Genomic DNA, 24,712 nt, shown 5'->3' on the forward strand with positions numbered 1-24,712 from the left:
TGCTGTGCATTCTTGAGCCGCATTCTTAAAACTCAAACTACTAAGATTTCAGTTTGTTATTACCTAAACATCTGAAATCAACCAAGAGGACCCTACACATGGCACGTACCGTTCACTGCATCAAGCTTGGTCAAGACGCTGAAGGCCTGGATTTCCCTCCTGCCCCTGGCGAGCTGGGCAAGCGTATCTATGAAAGCGTGAGCAAGCAGGCCTGGGCCGACTGGCTCAAGCACCAGACCATGCTGATCAATGAAAACCGTCTGAACCTGGCCGATGCCCGCGCCCGCCAGTATCTGGCTCGTCAGATGGAAAACCATTTCTTTGGCGGCGGAGCCGATGCTGCAGCCGGCTATGTGCCTCCCAGCGCCGAGTAAGTTCTTCTGACTCGGACACCAAGCCCCGTGGCCCTGCCCCGGGGCTTTTTCATGTGTGAATTCGCAGCCGTAGCGGCGATGTCGCACGGCCGCTCCGCGTGTGCCCGGGTCACCGAGGACGGCCTGCCGATCACGGCGGGAGCTGCGTCGGACATCCTCTCCTTATGCCCGGCTCCATCCGTTAATTCCTCCCGGTGACCCAGCCCACAAGAGATACTTGAAAATCCGCATCCTGCGACAATTCGCCTCGCGTGCGGCCCGTTCCATTTCAATCAATGCCACGGCCCCGACCGTCGCCCCCGAGCAGCTGATCGGCTCCCCCGCTGACACATCCATCGTCCATGGTTCTCGATCCCTTCACCCTGCTCGTCCTCTCCGCGGCCATGGCCGCAGCCTCGGCGCTGTACCTGGCTGCGGAATGGAGCAGCGTCCGCGAACGCTCGCTGCTGCTCTGGAGCGCGGGGTTTGCGATCATCGCCGTGGGCAGCGTGCTGGCCCTGCTGCGTTCCAGTGGCTATGTGTTGTTCGGCATCTGGTTCCCGAACGGCTTGCTGATCTCAGCCCATTGGCTGTTCCTGGTTGGCGTTGCCGGATTCACACGCACTAGGCTGCCGCGCACCTGGTGGCTGCTGGCCGTCGTTTGGCTGGCGATGCTGTTTCTGCCCGACGGGCCCTGGTGGTCCAAGACGATGCTGGGCATCCAGTCGCTGATGATTGCCGTCATCACCTTGCGCGCCGGCCTGCTGCTGCGCCCGCATGGCGCGGCGCTGAGTGTGGGTGCGGCGCAGCTGCGCTTCGTCCTGCTGGCACACGGCCTGTTCTACCTGGCCAAGGCCGGTTCGGCCGTGGCACCGGACGCTTTCGTCAACCTGGCCAGTTTCCGAGGCGCGGTGATTCTGGTCTCGCTGGTAGAAGGCGTAATGGCGATCATGCTGCTCGCGATGTCCATGACCGGCACCGAGCGCCATCGCCGCGAAGAGCGCATCGCACAGATCGCCGCCCGCGATCCGCTGACCGCCCTGGACAACCGCCGAGCGCTCTATCTGCGCGCACCCGAGCTGCTGCGGCAGGCCTCGCCAGCCAGCCCAGGCGCCCTGCTGCTGATCGACATTGACCACTTCAAGCAGGTCAACGACCTACACGGTCACGATGCCGGCGACCGCCTGCTGGTGACCCTGAGCGACCTCATCCGAGGCTTGCTGCCCCACGGCGCACAGGCCGCGCGACTGGGCGGGGACGAGTTCGTGATTCTGCTGCGCAGTGTCTCCGGTGCCGTCGCACAGGAGCTGGGACAGAACCTGCGCGAGTCGTTCGCGCAGCAGGCGCGCGCCATGTTCGCAACGCCGGAGCCAGTGTCCCTGAGCATCGGTGCAATCTTGTTCGACCAGCCCGAGACCGAGCTGTCACATTGGCTCAAGCGGGCCGACGAAGCCCTCTACGCATCGAAGCGCAAGGGACGGGACCGGATGGAACTCGCCCCGCTTCCGCCAGGGCGGTCGCAATGATGATCCTCTAGCCTCGACAGGGCGTTGTTGCATAAATAGCTATGCCGCCAGCCGTAGGCTTGCTGCATGATCCCAGCCAACAAACCTCGCTACCAAACCACGAACTGGAAACAGTACAACGCGGCACTCAAGGCACGTGGTTCACTGTCAGTTTGATTGGACAAGCACATGGCCTGGTTTGCCGCTGGCAGCGGCAAACGCGGACGTAGTCCGAAGTTCTCTGATGCTGCCATCCAGTTTTGCTTAACCCTTAAAAACTTGTTTGGCTTGGCGCTGAGGCAAACCACTGGTTTGGTGGAGTCGGTGCTTCAACTGTGCGGCCTTGCATGGCCAGTGCCCGACTTCAGCACCCTGTGCAGGCGACAGCGAGATTTGAATGTCCAGATTCCGTACTCTCGCAGCAAAGCAGGCTTGCACCTTCTGGTTGACTCAACAGGAATCAAGTTTCTGGGTGAAGGCGAATGGAAGTGCAAAAAGCACGGTGCCGAATATCGCCGTCAGTGGCGTAAGTTGCACATAGGCATCGATGCCGACACCTTGCAGATTCGGGCAATCTGTGTGACGAGCAACAACGTCAGCGATGCCTCAGTGCTCTGCGATTTGTTGGAACAATTGCCACCAGATGAAGCACTTAAAAGTCTTACTGGTGATGGTGCTTACGATACACAGCCCGCCTACGAAGCGGTCATCAGGCGCGGGGCTATACCCATCACTCCTCCACGCAAGAATGCACGAGTGCGCAGGGGAACAGTTTTTGAACACCGCAATGCAGCTATTGCTGTGTGCAGGCGCTTGGGACGCAGTATCTGGAAACGCTGGATTGGCTACCACCGGCGAAGTCTGGTGGAAACGAAGATGAACTGCATCAAAAGACTGGGTGAGCGAGTGATGTCTTGCACCTTTGAACGCCAAGTCAACGAGCTGCACATCCGAGCAGCCATATTGAATCGATTTACTGAACTGGGCCGTCCTCAGACGGCAGCCGTGGCATAGCCACGGCCGGGGTATGGGATCACTCGCCTCAAACTGGATTTATGCAACAACGCCTCTTTGAGTTAAACGGCTACAGCCAGCCTAGACTTCCCGTTCGCGGCCTCGTGCTGAACGGTGCTGCTTCTGGCCGAACGCTGCCATAACAGGCTGAGGTAGTCGGTTCAATGAGAACACCCAATTCGACCCGTTTCTCACGGTGGGTATCGATTGGCAGGAATATTTGCTCCATTGGACGCATCCAATGTGTAGATCCATTGATTGCGAAGGAGTGAATCATGGGCATAGAGCACAGCAAAATCCTCGAGTGCGAAGAGGTTGCACAGGGTACGATGGCATTCCATCTCGCCAAACCGGCGGGGTTTGATTTCCGCCCTGGACAGGCGTTTGAAATCCAGCTGCCGGGCGCGCTCCCAGGGGAGAGCAAAGAGGAGCGATGTCACGCATTCTCCATTGTCAGCGCGCCACACGAGAGTGAATTGGTGTTTGCCACGCGGATGAGGGACAGCGTTTACAAACGCGCTTTGGGAGCTCTACCCGTAGGTGCAGAGTTGGATATCGATGGACCATTTGGTTCGCTGACCTTGCATAAAAACACGGCGCGAGCGGGTGTGCTCATCGCCGGTGGGATTGGCGTGACGCCGTTCATCAGCATGCTTCGAAACGCTGCAGTGCAGCAGTCACAGCAGGATTTGCTTCTGCTGTATTCCAATCGTCGTCCAGAAGATTCGGCATTTCTCTCTGAGCTTCAAGCTCTCGAAAAGAAGAATCCAAAATTCCGGCTCAAGGCCACCATGACGGATATGGCGCACTCTGCCGTGGATTGGAGTGGTGATACACAAACGATCGATAGAGAGTGGCTCCAGCAGGCCATTGAGGGCTTGGCTAATCCGATCTTTTATGTTGCTGGCCCACCTTCCATGGTGGCGGCAATGCAGCAGTTGCTGTTATCAGCCGGCATTGATGAGGACGATGTTCGTAGTGAGGAGTTCTTTGGGTATTGATTTGGCAGACTCACCCTGATCAAGGGGAAAGTCTGCCATGACGCATTTGGATGCAGCCGCTTGGCATACCTGGCTAGGCTCTTACCAGTGCAGATAGAACATGGCCTTGGCCAGCAAGACAATGACCAGCACATGGCAGAACACGCTCAGATGCAATCGGTGCGAGCGTCGCCCATTAAGTTGTCCTTGGCGGCGCCACCACATGGCGCTGGCGAAGTGCGCAAGCACGCTAAGCGCCAGCGCAATCTTGAGCACCATCAGCATGCCTGTACTGCTGGCCAATGGGTGCGCCAGTACCGAGCGGTGCTGCCAGGCCAAGCCTGCTCCCGCAAAATACAGCACTAGCAACACCCAGGGCATGACGGCGGTGGCGCGTGTCCCCAGCGCCTGCTCCACGGGGAGCATGTGCTGCTTCGGCACTCGGCTGTGCACGTTGGCCAGCAGCACGACTTCGAAGAACACTGTGCCTGCAAACGCCACGGCGGCCAGCAGGTGTAGTGTGATCAGCAGGCCATAGCTCATGTCTGGGCCTTCTCTCTTGACAGTCGTATGGCAGGAATCAACGGCACTGCGCTGACAGACGTTGGCGGTATCAGGTCCGCAAGAGTGAAGCCATCTAGATGCGCCATGAAGCTGTGCAAAGCTCCTTGCAACATGCCAGCGAGGCGGCAGTCGCCGGTCAGCGTGCACCGGTTGTCGTTGCCAAAGCATTCCACCAGCGTGAAGTCGGACTCTAGTCCACGTATCACTGTACCGATATGGATCTGCTTAGGTTCACGGGCGAGGCGCATGCCGCCTCCCTTGCCACGTACCGTCTCTATCCAACCCTGCAGGGCCAGCTGATGCGTCACTTTCATCAGATTTGCCTCGGAAATGCTGTAAGCCTGCGCCACCTCGGAAATCGTGCATAGGCGCTCTGGCCGCTGGGCCACATGCATGAGCAGCCGCAGCGCATAGTCGGTCATCAGGGTTAGACGCATTGAGTGATCTCGTTCAAACAGATTTTCTGGACTTGCTGGCGACATATCCTGATGGTTGAGCCGCTGAGAGTCCAGCTGGTGGCAGGCGCGGCCGAATCAGCAAGGGCGCAAATCGCCATAGGTACAAAGCAAAGGCCAGCACCCATGCAAGCGCCGAGGCATGCAGCGCGGCTTGAGGGAGCCCCGCAGGCAGAAGTGCCAGCAGGCGCAGCAAAGCGGCGGCAAGCACCAGCACATACATGACCACGATGCTCCCATCGGCGCGCAATGGTCGCCCCAGATGGCCCAAAGCCGTACGTGTCACCATGCCGATTATCAGCACCGCAAAGCCGGCCACACCGATCACATGGACCGGCCAGGCCAAGCGCAGTACCCAGCCGCTCGCCTGGAACGCTGCCACCAGCAGGCCCGTGCCCAAGGCCGCATGACCCAGATACAGAATCCACAGCAACGGCACCTGACGCACAGCCCAGGGTTTCCAGGCCAACACCTGCCATAGGGTGATTAGTCCCGTGACAGCCAATGCGGTCACCATACCCGACACCCATCCCAGCAACAGGCAGACAATGCCAAGCACGCCAGCCCAGAGTTGCCACTGCCCGCTGGCCGTATGCATGGGAATCTGCAGATCCGTCACCGCCCGCATTGCGAAGAATGGAATAACGCGCCGCGCAACCAGTAGTGCAATCACAGCCATGCACAGCAGCCCTGTATAAAGGTAATGCATCAGCGTTGCGTAGTCGCTGCCTTGCCATACCGAGCGCAGAAAGAGTGCATCGGCCACGCCCAGAGCTGACACCAGCAGCGGCAGGCCGTAATTGCGTCGGCTGCGTGCTGCATAGATCACCCGGCCCAGCACTACGGCAGCGGCGGCGAAAAACAGCAGTTCGCACACTACGGCAAAAGCAAAAGCTGTATCACCCACCACCAGGAAACCCACGCGCGCCAGCAGCCACAGTACGCACAACCCGCCCAGCGCCCGGCCCTGAATAGGGTTGCTTCCAGTCCAGTTACTAGCCGCCGTGAGCAGAAAGCCCACGGCAATCGTCGCCACAAAGGCCCACAACATCTCGTGCGCATGCCACTGCACGCCGCCCAAACGCCCCGCAAGCCACTGTGGCGCGAACACCCACAACGCGACCGACACCGCAGCCCACAGACAACCGGCCATGTACAAGGGCCTGAAGCCAAGCTCCAGTAAGGCTTTCCACTGGGGTGCAGGAGCCTTGGGTTGGGGCACAAACCCCATCGGCTCCTCGATCTGCAGCAGCTCAGACATGGCTCACCACCGCCGGTAGTGCCTTGGGATCACGACTCATCTGGTAGCCCGACCACAGGCTCTGTGCAATACGGCGCGCCGCCTGCCACGCTTGATCGGCCATGGCGCGGTTGGGTTGCTCGGCCAGCGTGATCTCGAACAGGCCCAACCAGCGCTCAAACAGCTCTAGGCTTAGACCCGGTAGCGCAGCATGCTTGGGCATAGGGGCCCCTGAAAAGCGTGCTGTGCGTCGCAAAATGGCCGACCAGAAATCCACCAGCTTGGTCAGATGATGATCCCAGTCCGCTATACGTGCATCGAAGATGGGGCCGAGCACCTCGTCCTGGCGTATTCGCGCATAGAAGGAGTGCACCAAGCTGACGACCTCCTCTTCAGTGCAAAGCTCATGAATCCTCATTGCACAATTCCTTTCGCTGTCGTTACCGCACATAAGATTCATTAATTATGTATCTTATAGCTAGGCATGTCTCTAGGTGCATGGTGTTGTTGCTTTACAGGGACTTCCCGTCAATGCAAGCGCTGATCAGTAACTTTTGATGGACCTGTCTGTCAAGGCGATCCAGGTGCTTGAAACGAGGAACAGACTGCCCATCTACAGACGGGGTTAGGCACGAGGTGTGCGCCCCCAGAAACAAACCGCGCAGCAGGGCTCCAGTCAAATCTCGTAGAGAGGACGCGCAAGCCTGCACTGAACCAGACAGGGTCCGGCCGCTACGTTCCAGAAAATACCTGAGCGGGGGCTTGAAACCGGAAGCCGGCGGCAGCTTCCGTTCCTGGGCACCGACAGCTCAGCTCGAAGCCTTGGCCAGTTGCTGCAGTTCAAGTTGTCTGGCAGCACTGGCTTCGAGGTTTGCACGCTCTTCATCCAGATAGCGGTAAATGCTTTTGAGGTCGGCGATTTTCTGCCTGATCTCCGCCATCTTCTTTTCAATGAGTTTGGCGCCGTCAGCACAATCAATCGTCTTGTTCCGCTGCGCATCCAGGATCTGGCCTATTTCCCCCAGCGAAAAACTCATGCTTTGCGCGCGCTGGATAAAGGTCAGATCCTGCAGGGTTTGCGCAGTGTAGACGCGATAATTGTTGGTTCGCCGCGTCGGCGAGATCAGACCGATTTGCTCGTAGTAACGCAAAGTATGGCGGCTGGCGCCGCTGCGGGTTTCAAGTTCGCCGATTCTCATCAAAATACCGCTTGACTATAGAGTTAGGTCGACACTCTACATTTGATTTCTCACCTTACCAAGGAGCAGGAGAATGAACGTGGAGTGCTTTGTCACGGGAGGGACCGGCTTCATCGGTCAACATTTGCTGGCAAACCTGAGTGCCAAAGGTCACACCGTCCGGGTGTTGATGCGCCGCCCAGAACGGCTGGCTGCACTGCGAGAGCAAGTCGACAATCTGGGAGGAATTGCCACCCGGATATTTGCCGTTGCAGGCGACCTTGAGCGGGACAACCTCGGGCTGAGTCCCGCCGACCAAGCAGTGCTAAGGCAGGCCAGAGTCGTATTCCACCTGGGTGCCCACTTCGCTTGGGGGCTTTCATTGGAGCATTCTCGTGCGGTCAATGTAGAAGGGGCAAAGCGCGTGGCGCTGTTGGCGGCTGAGCTAAATAGCCGCTTGGTGATGATCGGCGGCTACATGCTGAAGAATCATGAACATCTGCTTCGCATCGGAATTGATCCTCGTCATCCAGAGCTGACCGATTGGCCTGCCGTCTACCGACACGTCGGTGCTTACGAGGCGAGCAAGCTGGAAGCGCACTTTGCGACCCTGCAGGTCATGTCCACCAAGGGTGGGGAAGCTACCGTAGTTCACCCCGCGACGGTCTGCGGCCATAGCCGTACCGGACATATCCTTGACGGTCAGCCGCTGGTGGCACTGATACGCAATCTTGCGCAGGGAAAGCTGGCTGCAGTGCCCGGCACTGCCGAGCATTGGCTGCCACTGGTCACCGTGGATTACCTGGTTGAGTTGGTGGCGGCTTGTGCTTTCGATCCTGCCATGGTGGGCAAGGAACTGCTGGCGCTTGATGACCAAAGCCCCAACTTGCGGGAGCTCTTGGGACAGGTGGCACAACCCATGGGCTTGAAGCCTCCCAGGTATCACATCTCACTGCGATTGCTGAAGTTGCTGCTGAGTATTCCGCCCGTCGCGCGGTTCTTGAATACAGACGCCGAAGCCTTGGACTTTATCCAGACCACTCGCTTTGATACGGCGGCGGTCGAGCAATTTGCCAATAGGCATGGAATAGCCAAACCGGATATACGTCAGGCTTTGCAGCACACTGCAATGTTCGTCAACTCATATTGCATGACCAAGGACAGGACTGTCTGACATATTCCTTGGGGCAGCAAACAACATCAAGATCCAAGGTGGTCGTACGGAGCAGTACGGCGCGGTCTCGGGCTCGTCGCAGATGTGCGCTTGCATACGCCCGCAAGGGTCTGCTGCACCATTTCGGCACACGCAGAAGCAGTCATCCAGATGATGTCGGACATGACAACAGATCGCATGACCGGTCTCGGATGGAATCGGTATTCAAGGCTGACCGACAAGACGGCTACCGGCAAGAGAGGTCATCCCCCCGACAAATTGGACGCGCACTCACGACAGCGGCCATACAGCGTAATTTCATGGCTATCTACCAGAAAACCAGGTGGCGCCAAGCCCGCCAGGTTGCCGGGACAGGCATGCACATCGAAAACCCGCTGACAGACGGTGCACTGAAAATGGTGGTGGTGGCCGTGGTGAGCTACCTCGTACATGGGCGTGCGCTCAGGCAAGTGGACTTCATGAAGAAAACCCTCTTCAGCCATCGCTTTGAGCGCTCGGTACACGGTCGCAATCCCCAGCCCAGGTAGCGTTGCCTGCGCCAACTCCAGCACCTCCTGTGGCGCAAGCGGCCTGTCGGCCTTCGTCATGGCCTGCTCAATAGCCGCGCGCTGCTTCGTGGATCGTTGCTTGGAGGGGGTCATTGTGGCGAGGCTATGTCATGGAAGCGGGGATGCGATATTGTGCCCTGGCTCGCCCCTTGAGCGGCCCCTACAGGTACTTGAGCCAAGTGATGTCGCGTCGACGCTGCTTGAATGCAGCAAACCAGCGAACGACGGGATACAAGGTCACGGCCAGCAGCGCCGAGATCACCCATAGCCAAAGCAAACTGCTCAGCCCGAACAGTTGTCCCTGGTTGGCCCCCCAGACCGCCATTGCGCTCAAGTACATGAACTTGAGCACGTACAGATGCAGCACATAAAAAAACATAGGCGCGGCCCCCAGCGTGGCCAGAAGCAGCAGCCAGCGGCGGCCTGTGGCTTTCTCGAACGCTCCCAGCAACAGCAATCCGATGCCGAGCGTCAACAGCAGGAACAGCAGTGAGGGCGGATACTTGGTGACGTTGAACCAGGACATGACCGTCCGCAGCGTATCCGCACCGGCCAGCCAAGGTGCATCGCCATACAGGTTCAGCGTGCGCAACAGCGCAAAGCTCAGCAGGCAGCTAATGCCTGCAACGAGCAGATGGTGTCTGCGCCGTGCCGGGTCACAGGCTTTGCCAAACCACGGTCCGATGGCGTAGCCCAGGGCGATCACACCAATCCAGGGCAGCAAGGGATAGGACGTGCGCAGTTGCAAGCCCGCCAGCTCCAGCCAGCCACGATCATGCAAGATTGCCCAGGGAATATGCATCACGTGATCCGCCGGGAAGTGCAGGCTATCGAACAGGTTATGGCCTGCTACCAGCACCAGGCCCAATAGCAGCAAGGCCTTGCGTGGCAGCCACACCAGCACCGACAGAGCCAGCATGGAAAGACCAATGGCCCAGATCACTTGCAGGAAGATCTTGGCGGGGGGAAATTGGAAAGTCCAGGCGAAGTTGACTACCGTCACCTCCAGCAGCACCAAGAACAGGCCGCGCCGCCACAGGAAGCCTGACGCTGCACTCGCCTGACCCGCCTCGGCATGGCGGCTGGCATACAGATATGCCCCCAAGCCTGTCAGAAACACAAACACAGGCGCACACAAATGGGCCAGCATGCGCGGAAAGAACAGGCCGGGCGCAGTGTCTGCCACCACCATCGGGTCCGGCACTTGCAGATGCAGGTAAAAGGTTTCACGGACATGGTCGAGCAGCATGAACAGCATGACGAGACCACGCAGCGCATCGATCGATTGCAGACGGCCAGCACTCGCTAGCGAAGATGGAGAAGGTGACAAGCTGCTTGCTCTATTGATATTGAATTATCACTATCATATCAACTCTATGTTTACCCGCACATGGTTCCAGCTCTTCCCTTCCAGCAAGCAAACCATGTGTCCAATAGCGCAGGAGCACATGCACGCTATCTTCCCCGAAAAACCCATCGAGACCTCCCGCCCCACCCTCTGCTCCCCTGCAATCGTCGCAGCCTTGTTCCTGGCTGGTGGCAATGCCTTCGCTATTGGACAGGAGGAGGCCAAAGGTTTTACCGAGGGCAGTTCCCTCATCATGCAAAACCGTATGCTTTCAGAGCAACTCGACTATCAAAATGGCAGCAGCTTTCGCGCCGCAAGCGGACAGAGAGGCCAAACCCTTGCTCGCGAATCGGCCTACGGGCTCATGCTCAATTACGAATCAGGCTACACACGGGGCCTTGTTGGAGTGGGGCTTGATGCGCATGCCTATGGGGCCCTCAATCTAGGCACCGAAGCGAACCATGCACGCGCAACACCTCGCTACGTGGCCAGGGATGGACAAGAGATTGCTGATCGTTTTGGGCGCGCCGGCGCTGCGCTGAAAATCCGAATGTCAGCCACCGAACTGAAGGTGGGCGAGATGCGTACCGGGTCCCCACTCTTCAGTTCGTCCGATACTCGATTGCTGCCTGAAAGCAATCGAGGCTGGCAAGTCATCAGCAGAGACATCCCTGCGCTCACACTGCAAGCCGGACGCTTTACCGGCTGGGCTGACCGCAACGCCCGCAAGAACGGTGCCTATCTGCAGGCCAACTACTCGGGCGTGACCAGCAGCTCCTTCAGCTTTATAGGCGGTACATGGGTCACTCCCATCACCCACCTGACGCTCAGCAGCTACTACGGGCAATACGCGGACAACTGGAACACCGCTTATCTGGGAAGTTTCTACAAACTTCCTCTGCCAGATAAGCGTTCACTGTCGTTCAATCTGAATATCTATCGCAGCACCGACACCGGCAGGGCAAAGTCCGGCGTCATCGACACCACCACCTGGAGCTTGATGAGCAGCTACGCCATAGGTGCTCACAAATTCGGACTCGGCTACCAGAAGGTCCGCGGGAACAACCCGTTTGACTATGTGAATCGCGGCTCCATCTGGCTGGAAAACGCGATGCAGCTATCCGACTTCAACGGTCCGCGCGAAGCCTCCTGGCAACTCAGGTACGACGTGGACCTGAGCTCCATCGCAACCCCTGGATTGAGCGCGGGCGTGGCCTACACCAGAGGCTCCGGTATCGACAACAGCCGTCTCAACGCAGTGCATGCCAGCTACCTCGGCTATTCGGCAGCCAACGGCAAACACTGGGAGCGAGACATTCAGGTTCGATACACGGTGCAACATGGGGCGGTGAAGAATCTGAGTTTGCAGTTGCGCTACGGAGTGCATCGAACGAATAAAGCGCAAGGTGAAGCCAATATGAATCAGCTTCGACTACAAGCGGAGCTTCCATTCAAGGTCCTGTAAACCTGAACGAACTGCCTGATGGGCAGCAATCAGTGATTCATTGCCGCCTCTTTTTCTTCCGATACCTGGCATGAAGCGGTCGATGGGGAAAGTTCACGGCCGACCGCTTTCGAGAGCATGAGTGAAATGGAGGTCCCGGCCACAGGCCGTCGCTGGAGGCATGCGAAACTGACGCTCGGCGCAGGTATCGGATGGCGGTGAGGAGGTACATGCAACCGAAGGGGTCGCAAGCGATCTTCATCCGAAATGAGAGAAGATGATCCACCCACGCTTGGGAATTACTATCAAGCCAGACTCATGCCCAGTTGCATAAAAGGAGCCTGGCTCTCCCAACGCCTCGTTAATATCGCGCGCCATTTCGGAGGGAATATCCGAGCACCCCTCGTTCATACCGGTCAGCCAGCCGTTTCGAACTATTTCGCCCTTCGGCTCGATGTAGGGTGTTTCCTTCCAGTCACTGTATTCGCGAGCTTTATGCCGCCTAGCCTGCTTGGCTTCTCTTAAAGCATCAAGCCCATTCGAGCGAATGTTTTCCAGCGATAGCCCATCGATTTTGTAGACCGCTGCTCCGCAACCTTCTCTGAAGCCGCCGCTGTCTTCGATAAACAGTAGTTCTTCAATCTCGATCGCCTGAGGTAGGTAGCCTTCGTACCAGTAGCTGTTGAAGCTTGCACAGCCTCGGGTTGCAAGGAGGAGCGCAGCCACAATTGAAAGTGCCATCAAACTGAGCTTCATTGCGCCTCTCATATCGTCCAGGGGTACGCGTCGAGCCAAATAGCCAAGCAGCCGACCCCGAGGACGAAGTTGCCGGGCGCGCCAAAAACTGATGTGGTCGGTGAAAGCCGCTCAAGCAGCGGACCGTGATCGGCAGCCATAAGTCCGTAGCGTTGATCAATCCAGGGACGGCGGTTCTCGACCGAGGCCACTTCTCTTTTTGGGACTCCAACGAATGAGTTCCGCAAAGCTATGCAGAAGCGATTAGCGCACCTCCTGCATTGCTCGATAGGCTACCTCAAAGCGGGGGTCTAGCATGGCACCTACATTGCAGCGCGACCAAGGCGAAGTCTGGCTCGGATCGAGGTTGAAAACATGGCCCGGAGCCATGGTGACTTTGTGGGCGAGCAAACGCTCAGCTAGACGCACGGCATCGGGATTGCCAGGGAACGTGGCCCAGAGGTATAGCGATTGAGGGTTACGCGCAAACACCTCGCACTCGTGCATCTCCAACCAGTCCAGCGCCTGCTCCGTTGCCTTGCCCAAACGTTGGCGCAAGCGCACGAGATGCCGCTCGTAATGGCCTTCGCGGAGCATCACATCGACCATGCGCTCGCAGTATTCTGACCCGCTCACATGGATCAGTGATCGCAAATCTGCCAGGTCGCTGGCTAAAGCATCGCTGCAGGCGATGAATCCCACGCGAAGGGCTGCAGAAAACGACTTAGAAAAACTGCCTATATAGATCGTGCGTTCCAGCTGGTCCAGCGTGGACAAACGCACTGACGAGGTTGGTTTGAAATCGGCCAATGGGTCGTTCTCTACCAGCAAGAGGTTATGCCGTTCTGCAAGCTGCAGGACGCGGTAAGCCTTGGCAGCGCTGATGTCCGAGCCAGTGGGGTTGTGCGCCAGAGACTGGGTAAAGAACAAGCGCGGGCGCTCGGTCAGCAGCAACTGCTCCAAAGCCTGGACATCGGGCCCATCGGCTTGCCTGGGGACTCCCAACACACGTGCTCCTGCCAGTTTGAGCTTGCCAAACAGCAAATAGTAGCCAGGATCGTCTACCAGCACCGTCGCGCCGGGCGGGACGAAGTAGCGAATCACCAGATCCATGGCCTCATTCGCACCTTGGGTCAGGACCAGTTGCTGAGGTGTGACTCCCAGGCCGAACACGCCCAGCTTGCGCACCAAGCTATCTCGCAGCGGCGCATAGCCAAAGCGGCTGCCATAGCGAAACAAGGACCCCAGTCCGGTTCGCACCACTTTCTGGTGATAGCGATCCATGCGCATATCGGCCAGCCACTCTATAGGCGGAAATCCATCGCCAACCGCGACAGCATCTGGCTGGGTCTTGAGTTGCTCGCGCATCAACCAGACCACATCCATCGCGCGATTGAGCTGCCCTGCGTCTTCATCCTGAACCGCATGGCGGGCCTGCGGTTGAACATAAAAGCCAGCACCGCGCCGGGACTCCACCAAGCCGCGTGAGACCAACAGATCAAAGGCGGCCACCACGGTGTTTTTGGCGTAACTGTGCAAATGCGCCAGCTCACGCAAGGATGGCAACTTGTCCCCTGCACGATACACGCCATCGGTTATTTGCTGCCCTATCAAATCAGCTAGACGCTCTGCAATAGGGGCCTGACGCTTGCTACCACCCGCCATTCAAGTCTCCTAGATCGTGAGTTGCCAGTATGTATGCCGATGGGTCCAATGCTGCATTGCGGCAGTACTGTTCTCGCAAACTGTACCTGTATTTAAAGGTACAGTTTGAATAAATTCTCGGCCAACCGTCCCCTTGTATTGATATCCAGATTTGGATCTGTAGGAGTTTTCATGGCCGTCGATTCGCGTCTTCCCAATTTCCGAGCTCTCACCCCCGCACAGCGCTGGGAGCATGTCGCCACCGCATGCAATCTCAGCGCCGAAGAACGCAATCTACTGACCCATGCTGGCGCCCTGCCCGTCACCTTGGCTGACGGCATGATCGAAAATGTGGTGGGCACGTTCGAGCTACCCATGGGCGTCGCAGGCAACTTCCGCATCAACGGTCGCGATGTGCTGATTCCGCTCGCAGTGGAAGAGCCCTCCATCATTGCTGCTGCTTCGTATATGGCCAAGCTGGCCCGTGAAGACGGAGGCTTTGAAACGTCGAGCACCTTGCCGCTGATGCGTGCGCAGGTGCAAATCGTCGGCATCAGCGACCCCTATGGTGCAAGACTGGCGTTGTTCAAGGCCCGCGATGAGATCCTCGCGCAAGCCAATAGCCGAGACAAGGTGCTGATCAGCCTGGGCGGTGGCTGCAAGGACATCGAAATCCATGTCTTCCCCGATTCTCCGCGCGGCCCTATGGTCGTGATGCACTTGATCGTTGACGTGCGCGATGCCATGGGTGCCAACACCGTGAACACCATGGCTGAATCAGTCTCGCCACTGGTGGAAAAGATTACCGGTGGTTCGGTGCGTCTGCGCATTCTCTCGAACCTGGCAGATCTGCGCCTGGCCCGTGCTCGTGTACGCCTGACCCCACAAACCTTGGCCACCAAAGAGCGCAGCGGCGAGGCAATTATTGAAGGCGTGCTCGACGCCTACACTTTCGCGGCCATTGACCCCTACCGCGCCGCCACCCACAACAAGGGCATCATGAACGGCATCGACCCCGTCATCGTCGCAACAGGCAACGATTGGCGCGCGGTGGAAGCCGGTGCCCATGCCTATGCCAGCCGCAACGGCCAATACACCTCGCTGACGCACTGGGAAAAAGACAATGCCGGCGCTTTGGTGGGAACCATCGAGCTGCCCATGCCCGTGGGCTTGGTGGGTGGTGCCACCAAGACCCATCCGCTGGCGCGCCTGGCGCTCAAGATCATGGAAGTGAAATCTGCCCAGGAACTGGGCGAGATTGCCGCCGCCGTGGGTCTGGCCCAGAACCTGGGTGCTTTGCGCGCGCTGGCCACCGAAGGCATTCAGCGCGGCCATATGGCACTTCACGCTCGCAATATTGCACTGGTCGCAGGAGCCGTGGGTGAAGAAGTAGAGATCGTCGCCAAGCGCCTGGCTGCCGAGCATGACGTGCGCACCGATCGCGCACTGGAAGTGCTGCAAGAAATTCGCGCCCGGCGCTAAGCATCCTCAGCCTCGCCAGGCACATCCGGGCGAGGCTTTTCTTACCCGAAACGGGAACAACAACAAGCAAGGAGACAAGGCTATGAGTTCCGACAAGCAAGCCTCGCACTGGCAACTCGCTGAGGTCTGGGGTGATACCGTCGACCTCAAGCACCTGAGCTGGTCCATCCTGATTGGCATCGGGATCAGCGTGCTCGGATTTTTTGCAGCCAGCCGTTGGCTGAGCTCGGTGGTCGAATCCAAACAGCTGGCTCATGCCTACGCCATGCTCGCTGGTCTGGCCGGCTGTGTTCTGGCTGGCGTTATTTGCGCTCGCATCTTCCCCCCAAAACGTGTGGTGACCGAAGAAGACATCTCCAGCAACCCTGAATGGCGTGCCGAGGTGCTGCGTGAGCTGGAGCAGCAGCCCGGTGGTCTGGGTTCTGTGTCTGACCTGCCTCCAGTCGTGGTGCAGGAGCTCAAGGAACTCAAGCTCTACGAGCTTTTCGTCACGCCCAAGACATCCCAAAGCCGTGATGGCCAATAACCCTAGGAGTACACGGCATGGATCCTCAACTCATTGAACAAATCGGCGTCGCTGCGGGCATGGGCCTGATCGGCGCCATCGTCTTTGCTGCAATCGGACTGGTTTCCGGCACCGACGAAACCACGACACTCGCACCACTCACCCTGCTTGTCGTTTTGCTCGGCGTTCCGCCTGCAGGCGTCTTTACCTTCTTTCTGGCTGGTGCTGTTGCCAAGCACATGACCCACGCCGTTCCTACAGCACTGCTGGGTATCCCCGGAGATACACTCGCCACGCCTTTGCTGCAGGATGCAGACTTGCTGCGCAAGCTTGGCGTGCCGCATATTGCCTTACGCAAAATGGTCTCGGGCGCCATCGTCGCGGCCTTTGTCGCCGTGCCGCTGGCGGTGCTGTTTGCCGTGATGTTGGCGCCGTTCGGCTCAACCATTACCAAGACTGCACCCTGGATTTTTCTGGCCGCAGCCGTGCTGATTGCTTATTTCTCCAAAGGCCGCTGGGGGGCAATTGCTTTGCTCGTGCCTTTTGTGGTGGTGATTCTGGCTCTGCAGGCACTGACTGCCAAGTACGACACCAAGCTCAGCATCAGCTACTTCCTGGGTATCGCCATTGGACCTCTGGTTGCCGATCTTTTTACCGTCATGGCGCCGGCAGGCCGCAAGAGCATGTTGCGCGACAAGGTTCGCCAGTTCAACCTGGCTCCTGATGTCAAAGGTTGGTCGGGCTATTTCCCCAACCCTCTCAAAGTGCTGGATCGCACCCAGACACGCTGGACATTGACGACTGCCGCCATTTCCAGCGCAACCTTTGTATTCAGTCCTGTGGCCATGACCGTGGTGCTGGGCGAGTTGGTGGGCTCTCGCATCAAACACGCTTATCACCGCCTGACCACGGTGCTGAGCGCTCGTAACGGCGTGACAGAAGCCACCTATATTGCTGAAGCGCTGATCCCGCTGATCGCCTTTGGTTTGCCCTTGAGTCCTGTAGCTGCCGGCCCTGCGGCACCGTTGTTCAATGCACCTCCACGCTTTACGGTGGATGCTGCTACGGGCCAGACCCACAATCTGCACAATCTGCTGAGCCACTGGGAGTTTCTGGGCTACGGCATGTTGTCGGTGTTGCTTGCCGCAGTGGTGTCCTATCCGTTTGCAATGAACTACGCGCGCCGTGCTGCAATGCTTGTCTCGCGCAAAGTCAGCCACGAAGCCATCATTGCAACCTTTGTCGGCCTGATCATCGTGATCAGCGTCTGGGAAGGCGGTCTGCTGGGCCTACTGGTGATCTTGACCATGGGCCTCATGGGTGGCCTGCTCTCACGCACCTTCGGCTTTAACACCGGCGTGCAGTTCATGGGCTATTACACAGCCGTGCTCAGCGTTCCTGCGCTGCTCAAGCTGTTCTGAAAGCGAGGGCAGCAATGTCGAATGCATCAGAGCGCCGGGTCAAGATCGTGGAAGTCGGGCCACGCGACGGCCTGCAAAACGAAAAGCGGCCTGTGCCATTGAATGCCAAGGTCGAGTTGATCAACCAGCTCAGCCGCGCAGGCCTGCGCTTTATCGAAGCGGCTTCGTTTGTGTCGCCCAAATGGGTGCCACAAATGGCCGGCAGCGCCGAAGTGATGGCCTTGATCGACCGCAGCCCTGGAGTTCGCTACAGCGCATTGACACCCAATCTGCAAGGACTGGAAGCTGCTCTGACTGCTCGCTGTGACGAGGTGGCGGTCTTTGGCGCGGCTTCGGAAACCTTCTCGCAACGCAATATCAATTGCAGCATTGCGCAGAGTCTGGATCGCTTCAGGCCTGTGGTGCAGAAGGCGCTGGAGGCCGGAGTCCCTGTGCGTGGCTATGTGTCCTGCGTGTTGGGTTGTCCCTATGAAGGCGATGTTGCTGCAGAGGCAGTCTTGCAGGTTGCGCAAGAGCTTTTGGCCATGGGGTGCCATGAGATTTCTCTGGGCGATACGATTGGCCGCGGCTCGCCCGAGTCCACACGCAAGCTGCTGGAAGTCTGCCTCAGGGACCTTCCCAGCGCACGCCTGGCGGGCCATTTTCACGATACCTATGGTATGGCGGAAGCCAATGTCTGCGCTTCTCTGGAAATGGGACTGCGCATTTTCGACAGCTCTGTAGCGGGCCTGGGCGGCTGCCCCTATGCCCAGGGAGCTTCAGGCAATCTGGCCACCGAAAAGCTGCTCCATGCCTTGCATGCCATGGGCTATGAGACCGGCGTAGATATGTCCGGGGTTCAAACCGCAGGTCGCTATATCCGACAAGTGCTGAGCGATTTGCATGACCAGCAAGTGGTGCAGCACTGAAACCTGCGCTTCTACACAAGCACCAGCGCAAAAAGGCCTTGAGATCTCAGATCTCAAGGCCTTTTTCTTTGAAGGCGTCGACGCCCGCTGTCAGAGCAAGTCCCGACTTCTACACGCAAGTCTGCCATGGGCAGCAGCAGTCGCTGGTGTCTCTGAGTTGAACTGCCTCGTTTCGATTCAATCCAGCTAACCAGCCATCAAAAGTGCCGTCGCATTGCTGCGCAGTACCTGTGGCCCGGCTGGCTGGTCAAGCCGACGCGTACTAGCTTCAGTTGCGTGTTCCTTCCGGCTTCGCGCTACGGTGTAGCTTGCCGCAAGCGTTGTTCTTTCGCATTGACGTTTTGATAGTGACTGCCTCTGGCTGTCTTTCACCTCAATTATTGCGATGACCGGCTCATACTCGTCAGCAGAGTCGATTGTGGTGCGCTTCCAGCGCCAGACAACTCACCTCCCCTCTTGCTGAGGGACAGTAAAGCTAAGCGTCGCGGTATAGCGTACATCGTTATATTTTTTTCCGCCCACAGTAGCCACTGCATCATTGACACGAGCCGATACCTCCAGCACATACAGGCCAGGAAAAGACGGCGTGAAGCTCACCGTACCGTCCTTTGACGGTGTCAGTGAACGGCGCCACCCTTCCCCCGTTTCGATATTCACCTGGCTGGCTGCGACGGGCCGCCCCTTGAACATCAATCGAAAGGTGTTTCCGTCAGGGTGGGTCGGAACCAGCTCCAAGTCGTTCCTGGCCTGAATGTCCTGGCGACCGTAGCGAGCTTGATAGTAGGTAAGAGCTCCATCATCGAGCCCGGTTGCAGAGAAGCGCAGATCGCTGATGGGCCTGGGAACAGCGATATGGTTGATCGCAGTCTGAATTGGCAATGATTTGCCATCAGCTTGCATTGCCTTGGGCTCCAGCAACGCAGGCAACTTGTCTAATGGCTTGTGTAACTCTCCTACGTAGGCTCGGACCTCCGCCCCGTCGAGCTGCACCCAGAGATACTCCGCTTGTGCCTGTGCTGGGCACCATAGGCCACTGATTAGCAGGCACAAGGTCATTCGATGAAATACAGGAAGCAATTGCACTCAGCGATCCTCATCTTGAAGGTTGTATTCAATCCGCTCGGCGTCTTGGCGCCTTTTGGATTTCTTCCTGCTCGACAATGGCCTGCAGTCCAGGCCCTGCGTCGAACAGCACATAACAAAGGCTGGGCAGGTTGATTGCCGGTCAGCGTGGAGTTTCTATCCGCCTTGCCCAGAATCAGAATCAGCGGAGGTCCATCATTGCGAGCTCCAAGGCAGCGAAGTACTGACATTCAACTTTGAATATCGGCACTCAGAAGTCATAACGCATTCCGACATTGACGCTGCGCGGAGCACCCCAGGTGTAGAACAAGCCTGCCGCGGTAAAGTTGGTGAGCCCGGCCATGTACTTCTTGTCCAGTGCATTGTTCACGTTCAGGCTGAACGACAGGTGCTTATCGACCTGATAGCGCGCCATCAGGTCCAGCACCGCATAACCTCTCTGCGACAAAGTGGCAGCGCTATTGCTCATCGAGGTCTTGCCCTGCCAGCGTGTGGCCGCTCCCAAAGTCAGTCCCCGCAACGAGCCTTGGTCAAAGCGATAGGTCGTCCCGAACTTGAACTGGTACTTGGGATATTGACTGGCGCTGGTGAGCGAGCTGCTTTGCTGCACCAGACTGCCCTGCGCTTGCCAGCCGCGCGCGAGCTCGCCCGCCAACTCCAGTTCCCAGCCACGCCGCGTTGCAGACGAGACCGCACGGTAGGCCGTATTGCCCGCAGGAGTGAGATCACCACTTTCCTCTGCGGTGTTTTCCGTCTTCATCCAGAAGTGAGCGATGCTGGCGTTCAAGCGCTTGTCGAAGAATTCGGCCTTGGCGCCGACCTCATAAGTGTTGCCCTCCTCCGGTGCCAGCGTTGCACCCCGCGCATCCTGAGCCGTCTGCGGCTGGAAAATGTTGGCATAGCTTGCGTACAACGATACGTTCGGCTGCACCTCGTAGACCAACCCAGCGTACGGGGTGATCACACCGTTCTCCTTCATGTCATAGTTCCACCAATATGGTGTGATGTCACGCTCTTCAAACCGTGTAACGCGTAACCCAGTGATCAACTGCAGAGGATCAGCCACCCGGAAGCGTCCCGCCGCATAAACATAACGCTGCTTCTGACTGAATTTGTTGTTGCCGTAGTTCAAGACACTGAAATCAGGCTGAGGCAGCACCGCCCCACCCTGTGCCATATTGATACCGAGATTGCCGAGCGGCACCAGGTTCAACGCATTCAGCGGCAATTGCACATTGCTGTGAAAGCGCGATACGCCTGTGCCGGCCAGAAGTTCATGCGAGCGGCCCAACAGCTGGAATGTCCCCTTCACATCGAGATTGACGCTCCAGTTATCGGTCTCCATGTTGCGCCATCGGCCGAAGCTTGCGCGGTCCTGGTCGTAGAAGTAGCCAGCCTTCATATCGTCCATGGATACGTTCTGATGCGAAAACTTGAGCGTGGCTGTCCAGCCATCCGCCAGACGTTGCTCCAGACTGCCGAAGAGATTGAGACCTTTTTGGGAATATCCGCCCCAGGGGGCACCGGTGTTGAAAGAGCGCGGCATCCACGCCACCTCACCACCTGTTCGCGTGTAGCGCTGGATCGGCTGCGTAGTGCCGATGCCTTGTGCATCGCGTTCGCGATAAGTCATACCGAGGTTGAGGACTGTGCCGGGAGTGATGTCCGCTTCGAGTGCCCCGAACAGCATCTTGCTGCTGCTCTTTTCATGATCACGGAATCCCCCCGCGTCCATGGCAGAAGCGACCAGACGCCCCCGTACCGTGCCCGCCTCGTTCAGTGGACCGCTCACATCGGCCTGTGTTCGATAAGTGTCCCAACTTCCCGCATTGGCACGCACGCTGGCCTGAAATTCGCGGGTCGGGCGTTTACGGATCATGTTCACTGTGGCGCCATAGTCGCCCTTGCCGACAACCAGACCGGATGAACCCTTGAGGACCTCGATCCGGTCGATCTCCGCCATATCGTCGAGCGAAAACATGGTGCTGGTAAGGTAGTACCAGCCGCTGCTCAGCTGTGCCATGCCATCGGTCTGCAGGTTTACCTTTGCCCCACGCGCTTGAAAGTCAGTGGCATTGTTCTGCCTGTAGACGGCGATGCCAGGTGTCTGTTCCATCACATCGGTCAGCGTCTCCAGCTTGAAGTCATCCATGCGCTGACGCGTCATGACGGTCACGGATTGAGGTGTCTCGCGTAGCGAGAGATTCAGGCCCGTTGCCGTCCGGCTGGGACCCGTCTGGGTGTAGCTGCCCGTGCCCTCGGTAACGCCGTCCCTCTCAAGCTGTGCAGTCACCGTGACTGTGGCCAGCGATGCGGAATCATCGTTTGACGCGACGGCCTTGATGATCAGGCCGCCCCCTTGAGTCACGGCGACCAAACCGCTTCCGGCCAGCATCTGCTCCACAGCCTGCTTCAGCGTGAGAGCTCCATGGACGGGGCGCGCTGTCTTGCCAGCGACCAACGCGGGAGCAAACCCGATCGAGGTGCCAGAGGCCGCTGCCAGCTCGTTGAGTGCACTCCCCAATGGCTGGGAATTAATCGAGAAACTGATGCTTTTTCCACTATCAGCAGCGGATTGCGCCTGCGCAATCATCGGAGAGAGGACTGCCAGGGCTGCGGCCAAAGCAAGAGGAGCGGGCTGAAAATGAGGCTGCGTGAAGCGCATGGAGAGGGATTCCGAACGTCGAGTAATGAATGAAAATGAAACTCACTACTCTTTAAGACGCATCAGATCACCAGAAATACACCCCTAGTCCGAAAAAAATTCGAAATGGCCGCATTGAGCATGAAGTGCTCAATGCGCACTGACGATTTCAGTCTTCCCCGATGGCATGCCGACCAGCTTCACGGGCAGGATCTGGCTCAGCATGCGCGCAAACTCCCCTGGTCTATCAATCTGATAGCTGCCGCCGATGGTCAGAGCGGCAACCGCAGGGTCGCGAATCTCCAGGCCCGTTGGACCATAGCGCTCCAGCTCTAGCAATGCATCAGCCAGTGAGGTGTTATCAAAACGCACCAAGCCCTTGCGCCAAAGGGCGACACTGCCGGGAGAAACACTGGCCACCTGGCCTAACACCCCATTGGATGACACCCTCAGGCCTTGCCCTGCCAGCAATTCGACAGGCAGATCAGTCTTCGCGTTGGCGGCGCTGTAGGAACTGGTGACCCGTACATGGCCCTTCTCCACCGAAACATTGGCAGCCCCGGCATCGGCCCCCTGATTGCGATAGCGAACGGAAAACCGTGTCCCAATTACCGTGACACGCGCAGGCCCAGCGAGGACATGAAATGGCTTCTTGGGATCGGCGGCGACCGAGAACATGATTTGTCCATCAGCAATCCGCACTTCTCGGCGGTCGCGGTACATGGTGACCTGAGCCTGGGTATCGGTGTCCATGGCGAGCTCGGTCCCATCTGGCAAGGTGACAAGCCTTTGCTGCCCCTTCTGCGCAACAAAGCTGCTCTCGAATGTCGGCTGCAGCATCCATTGATGCCATCCAATCCCTGCCGCAAAGACCGCAGCACAACAGGCAGCGACCAAGGCAGAGCGCGGCTGCATCCAGCTAAACAGAGCGTCTGTGCGGGCCCATCCCTCCATCGCCTTCGGCTTCGCGGGCTCCTCGCCTGGCTGCGCAGAAGATCCACCACTGGCAATGGCTTCGCGCTTGAACGAGGAACGTGCTTTTGCAACCATATCGGAAGGAGCAGAGCGCAGCACCGCCATGTCTTGCGTCAGACGACGAAATGCCGTGTCATGTGCAGCATCCTCAGCCAACCACTGACGCAGGGCTTCATGCTCGCTCTCGCTCAGGCCTTGCTCCCAACGCGAGTGCCATTCGACGGCCGCCACATCTACCGGATTCTGTCGACTGAAAAAATCCGCAAGCTCGCGCGCTTCCGCAGCCTCGTCAAAGGAGGCTGGCACATTGCGCTGGGATGCAAAAGAGTGACTCATCTTATGGATACGGATGCGCGGGGCGGGGCAAAAATTCGCCCTCGACGAAACAGCTACGCAAAACGCACGCGAATTTGCGATCACTCGACATTATCAAGTTCCATTCTGCGCGCAGCACAAGCAAGTTTTCCGCGGCTGATGTACTGATTCACCATGCTCAGCGACACCCCCATCCGCTCTGCAATTTCCTTGTTGGGCAACTCATCGAAGATGTACATGCAGAAGGCATCACGACACCGAGGCGGCAGTCCCTCGATAGTGTCAAGATACGCTTGAATGCTCTGAGACGATGCATAGGCATGCTCGGGCTGCAGATGCAGAGGACTCGCAGGCTGATCCCGCTCCTCCAAAGAATCGATATTTTGATGCTGGCGCACCTCAGCCCGTCTATCCATATCGATTTTGGCGCGCAAGGCTACCTGCCTCAGCAATGCACCTGGCTCAAGAATGACCTGCCCCTTCTGCTGCATGGACAGCACACGGGCATAGCTTTCCTGCGCCAAGTCAGCCGCAGTATCGCGGTCTCTCACTTTGCGCATGCAGAAATTCAACAGGTCTCTGTAGTAGCGGGTCAGCACGATCCAAAAAGCCAGTAGCAATGAGTGAGGTCGAACGTGCGCGGCGATAAGACAGCCTTGGAGCCCTGGCGCAAAGAGTTGCGATCAACTACACGGCAAAATTATAAATTGTTAATGCGACTTATTCTCAATCAATGTGTCCGATGTGATGCGAACTGCGGGTACTGGTCGGTCGTGCCCCCTGTTCGGCTCAATGTCGACCGGCATGCCTGATGAGCACCGACAGCAAACCGCCTCAACCCGCCGTTCGGAGATCTGCGGTGGCCGACTGCTACTGGCCGATGTTGCCAACCGACAGAGACCCGGAACCAGGCTGGTGCCGCGTCAACTACTCCCAAGGTGTCAATGTCAGCAGCCGCTCCACCTCTTTCACTCTTTCATTTACCCAGCCTGCCACTGCTCGATACACAACTTTCAGCCTCTGCGCACCACACGCTTCGATTGCGTGGACGATTGAACAAAAGACCGTTGCATGTCTCGATCCAAACAGAGCACATCCAGGCTGGAGGCGTGTACAGAGCGCAGCGACTTGATGGCTGTGCCTCCAAAAAAAGCAAAGCACGAAGTTGGACTGATCTGAAAAAGCTGGCTCCTGAAG

22 protein-coding genes and 1 pseudogene are annotated in these 24,712 nt (G+C 58.0%); 10 read left to right on the forward strand and 13 right to left on the reverse strand.

The genetic code is table 11. The features are described from left to right. The first annotated feature begins 98 nt into the window (after positions 1–98). The 4 genes and pseudogenes from Cth01_RS22445 (at position 99) to Cth01_RS22460 (ending at position 3,873) form a co-directional block, all read left to right on the forward strand. Complete coding sequence (locus Cth01_RS22445) at positions 99–374, forward strand: oxidative damage protection protein (protein WP_003053502.1); 276 nt, start codon at positions 99–101, stop codon at positions 372–374. Positions 375–715: 341 nt separating this feature from the next. After that, positions 716–1,879 (forward strand): GGDEF domain-containing protein, encoded by a 1,164-nt coding sequence (locus tag Cth01_RS22450; RefSeq protein ID WP_034356269.1) that lies wholly within the window; start codon positions 716–718, stop codon positions 1,877–1,879. Positions 1,880–1,945: 66 nt separating this feature from the next. Continuing rightward, positions 1,946–2,872, forward strand: a pseudogene (locus Cth01_RS22455) (IS5 family transposase). A gap of 275 nt (positions 2,873–3,147) precedes the next feature. Beyond that, positions 3,148–3,873: an FAD-dependent oxidoreductase gene (locus tag Cth01_RS22460; protein WP_045840485.1), complete on the forward strand. Its 726-nt coding sequence runs from the start codon at positions 3,148–3,150 to the stop codon at positions 3,871–3,873. An 81-nt stretch (positions 3,874–3,954) separates the two neighbouring features. On the opposite strand, the gene Cth01_RS22465 is transcribed toward Cth01_RS22460, so the two are convergent. The 5 genes from Cth01_RS22465 to Cth01_RS22485 form a co-directional block, all read right to left on the reverse strand. After that, positions 3,955–4,395 carry a CopD family copper resistance protein gene (locus tag Cth01_RS22465; protein ID WP_034379846.1) on the reverse strand — a complete coding sequence of 147 codons (441 nt, stop codon included), beginning with the start codon at positions 4,393–4,395 and terminating at the stop codon, positions 3,955–3,957. After that, entirely contained in the window at positions 4,392–4,853 is a 462-nt protein-coding gene (locus Cth01_RS22470) for an RrF2 family transcriptional regulator (RefSeq protein WP_003066673.1), read from the reverse strand. The genes Cth01_RS22465 and Cth01_RS22470 overlap by 4 nt, the downstream gene beginning before the upstream one ends. 13 nt (positions 4,854–4,866) lie before the next feature. Beyond that, entirely contained in the window at positions 4,867–6,132 is a 1,266-nt protein-coding gene (locus Cth01_RS22475) for an NnrS family protein (RefSeq protein ID WP_045840486.1), read from the reverse strand. Next, positions 6,125–6,529: a group III truncated hemoglobin gene (locus Cth01_RS22480; RefSeq protein ID WP_003073223.1), complete on the reverse strand. Its 405-nt coding sequence runs from the start codon at positions 6,527–6,529 to the stop codon at positions 6,125–6,127. Before Cth01_RS22480 ends, Cth01_RS22475 begins: the two co-directional genes overlap by 8 nt. Positions 6,530–6,920: 391 nt before the next feature. After that, positions 6,921–7,310, reverse strand: a complete 390-nt coding sequence (locus tag Cth01_RS22485; RefSeq protein WP_045840487.1) for a MerR family transcriptional regulator — start codon at positions 7,308–7,310, stop codon at positions 6,921–6,923. 73 nt (positions 7,311–7,383) lie between these two features. Between Cth01_RS22485 and Cth01_RS22490 the strand changes: the two genes are divergently transcribed. Then, the gene (locus tag Cth01_RS22490; protein ID WP_045840488.1) at positions 7,384–8,463 is read left to right on the forward strand and encodes an SDR family oxidoreductase; all 1,080 of its coding nucleotides are present in this window, start codon (positions 7,384–7,386) and stop codon (positions 8,461–8,463) included. A gap of 242 nt (positions 8,464–8,705) precedes the next feature. Here the strand turns inward: Cth01_RS22490 and Cth01_RS22495 are convergent, their stop codons facing one another. After that, on the reverse strand, positions 8,706–9,104 hold the full coding sequence (locus Cth01_RS22495; RefSeq protein ID WP_034385118.1) for a Fur family transcriptional regulator: 399 nt from the start codon (positions 9,102–9,104) through the stop codon (positions 8,706–8,708). A gap of 67 nt (positions 9,105–9,171) precedes the next feature. Continuing rightward, positions 9,172–10,341, reverse strand: coding sequence for an acetyltransferase domain-containing protein (locus tag Cth01_RS22500; protein WP_072248301.1), 1,170 nt, complete (start codon positions 10,339–10,341; stop codon positions 9,172–9,174). 118 nt (positions 10,342–10,459) lie between these two features. Here Cth01_RS22500 and Cth01_RS22505 point away from each other — a divergent pair, with 118 nt between their 5' ends. Further along, positions 10,460–11,824 (forward strand): OprD family outer membrane porin, encoded by a 1,365-nt coding sequence (locus tag Cth01_RS22505; RefSeq protein ID WP_052703452.1) that lies wholly within the window; start codon positions 10,460–10,462, stop codon positions 11,822–11,824. A gap of 237 nt (positions 11,825–12,061) precedes the next feature. On the opposite strand, the gene Cth01_RS22510 is transcribed toward Cth01_RS22505, so the two are convergent. Both Cth01_RS22510 and Cth01_RS22515 read right to left on the reverse strand, forming a co-directional pair. Further along, positions 12,062–12,559, reverse strand: a complete 498-nt coding sequence (locus tag Cth01_RS22510; protein ID WP_045840507.1) for a hypothetical protein — start codon at positions 12,557–12,559, stop codon at positions 12,062–12,064. Between the two features lie 243 nt (positions 12,560–12,802). Continuing rightward, positions 12,803–14,203 (reverse strand): aminotransferase-like domain-containing protein, encoded by a 1,401-nt coding sequence (locus Cth01_RS22515; RefSeq protein WP_045840490.1) that lies wholly within the window; start codon positions 14,201–14,203, stop codon positions 12,803–12,805. Between the two features lie 171 nt (positions 14,204–14,374). Here Cth01_RS22515 and Cth01_RS22520 point away from each other — a divergent pair, with 171 nt between their 5' ends. From Cth01_RS22520 to Cth01_RS22535, 4 genes are all read left to right on the forward strand, one after another. After that, a complete protein-coding gene (locus tag Cth01_RS22520) occupies positions 14,375–15,664 on the forward strand; it encodes a hydroxymethylglutaryl-CoA reductase, degradative (RefSeq protein ID WP_034356319.1) in 1,290 nt (429 codons plus the stop codon). Between the two features lie 82 nt (positions 15,665–15,746). Further along, positions 15,747–16,190 carry a hypothetical protein gene (locus tag Cth01_RS22525; protein ID WP_045840491.1) on the forward strand — a complete coding sequence of 148 codons (444 nt, stop codon included), beginning with the start codon at positions 15,747–15,749 and terminating at the stop codon, positions 16,188–16,190. Between the two features lie 17 nt (positions 16,191–16,207). Continuing rightward, a complete protein-coding gene (locus Cth01_RS22530) occupies positions 16,208–17,590 on the forward strand; it encodes a tripartite tricarboxylate transporter permease (RefSeq protein ID WP_045840492.1) in 1,383 nt (460 codons plus the stop codon). 14 nt (positions 17,591–17,604) lie between these two features. After that, complete coding sequence (locus Cth01_RS22535) at positions 17,605–18,498, forward strand: hydroxymethylglutaryl-CoA lyase (protein WP_045840493.1); 894 nt, start codon at positions 17,605–17,607, stop codon at positions 18,496–18,498. 444 nt (positions 18,499–18,942) lie between these two features. Here the strand turns inward: Cth01_RS22535 and Cth01_RS22540 are convergent, their stop codons facing one another. The 4 genes from Cth01_RS22540 to Cth01_RS22555 all read right to left on the reverse strand — a co-directional run bounded on the left by Cth01_RS22540 (position 18,943) and on the right by Cth01_RS22555 (position 24,114). After that, positions 18,943–19,554 carry a hypothetical protein gene (locus Cth01_RS22540; RefSeq protein ID WP_045840494.1) on the reverse strand — a complete coding sequence of 204 codons (612 nt, stop codon included), beginning with the start codon at positions 19,552–19,554 and terminating at the stop codon, positions 18,943–18,945. A 277-nt stretch (positions 19,555–19,831) separates the two neighbouring features. Beyond that, positions 19,832–22,246 (reverse strand): TonB-dependent siderophore receptor, encoded by a 2,415-nt coding sequence (locus Cth01_RS22545; RefSeq protein WP_045840495.1) that lies wholly within the window; start codon positions 22,244–22,246, stop codon positions 19,832–19,834. 129 nt (positions 22,247–22,375) lie between these two features. Then, positions 22,376–23,536 carry a FecR family protein gene (locus Cth01_RS22550; RefSeq protein ID WP_045840496.1) on the reverse strand — a complete coding sequence of 387 codons (1,161 nt, stop codon included), beginning with the start codon at positions 23,534–23,536 and terminating at the stop codon, positions 22,376–22,378. An 80-nt stretch (positions 23,537–23,616) separates the two neighbouring features. Next, complete coding sequence (locus Cth01_RS22555; protein WP_034406445.1) at positions 23,617–24,114, reverse strand: RNA polymerase sigma factor; 498 nt, start codon at positions 24,112–24,114, stop codon at positions 23,617–23,619. Between the last annotated feature and the right edge of the window lie 598 nt (positions 24,115–24,712).

This window comes from Comamonas thiooxydans, from assembly GCF_000964545.1.
Lineage (GTDB): Bacteria > Pseudomonadota > Gammaproteobacteria > Burkholderiales > Burkholderiaceae_C > Comamonas > Comamonas thiooxydans.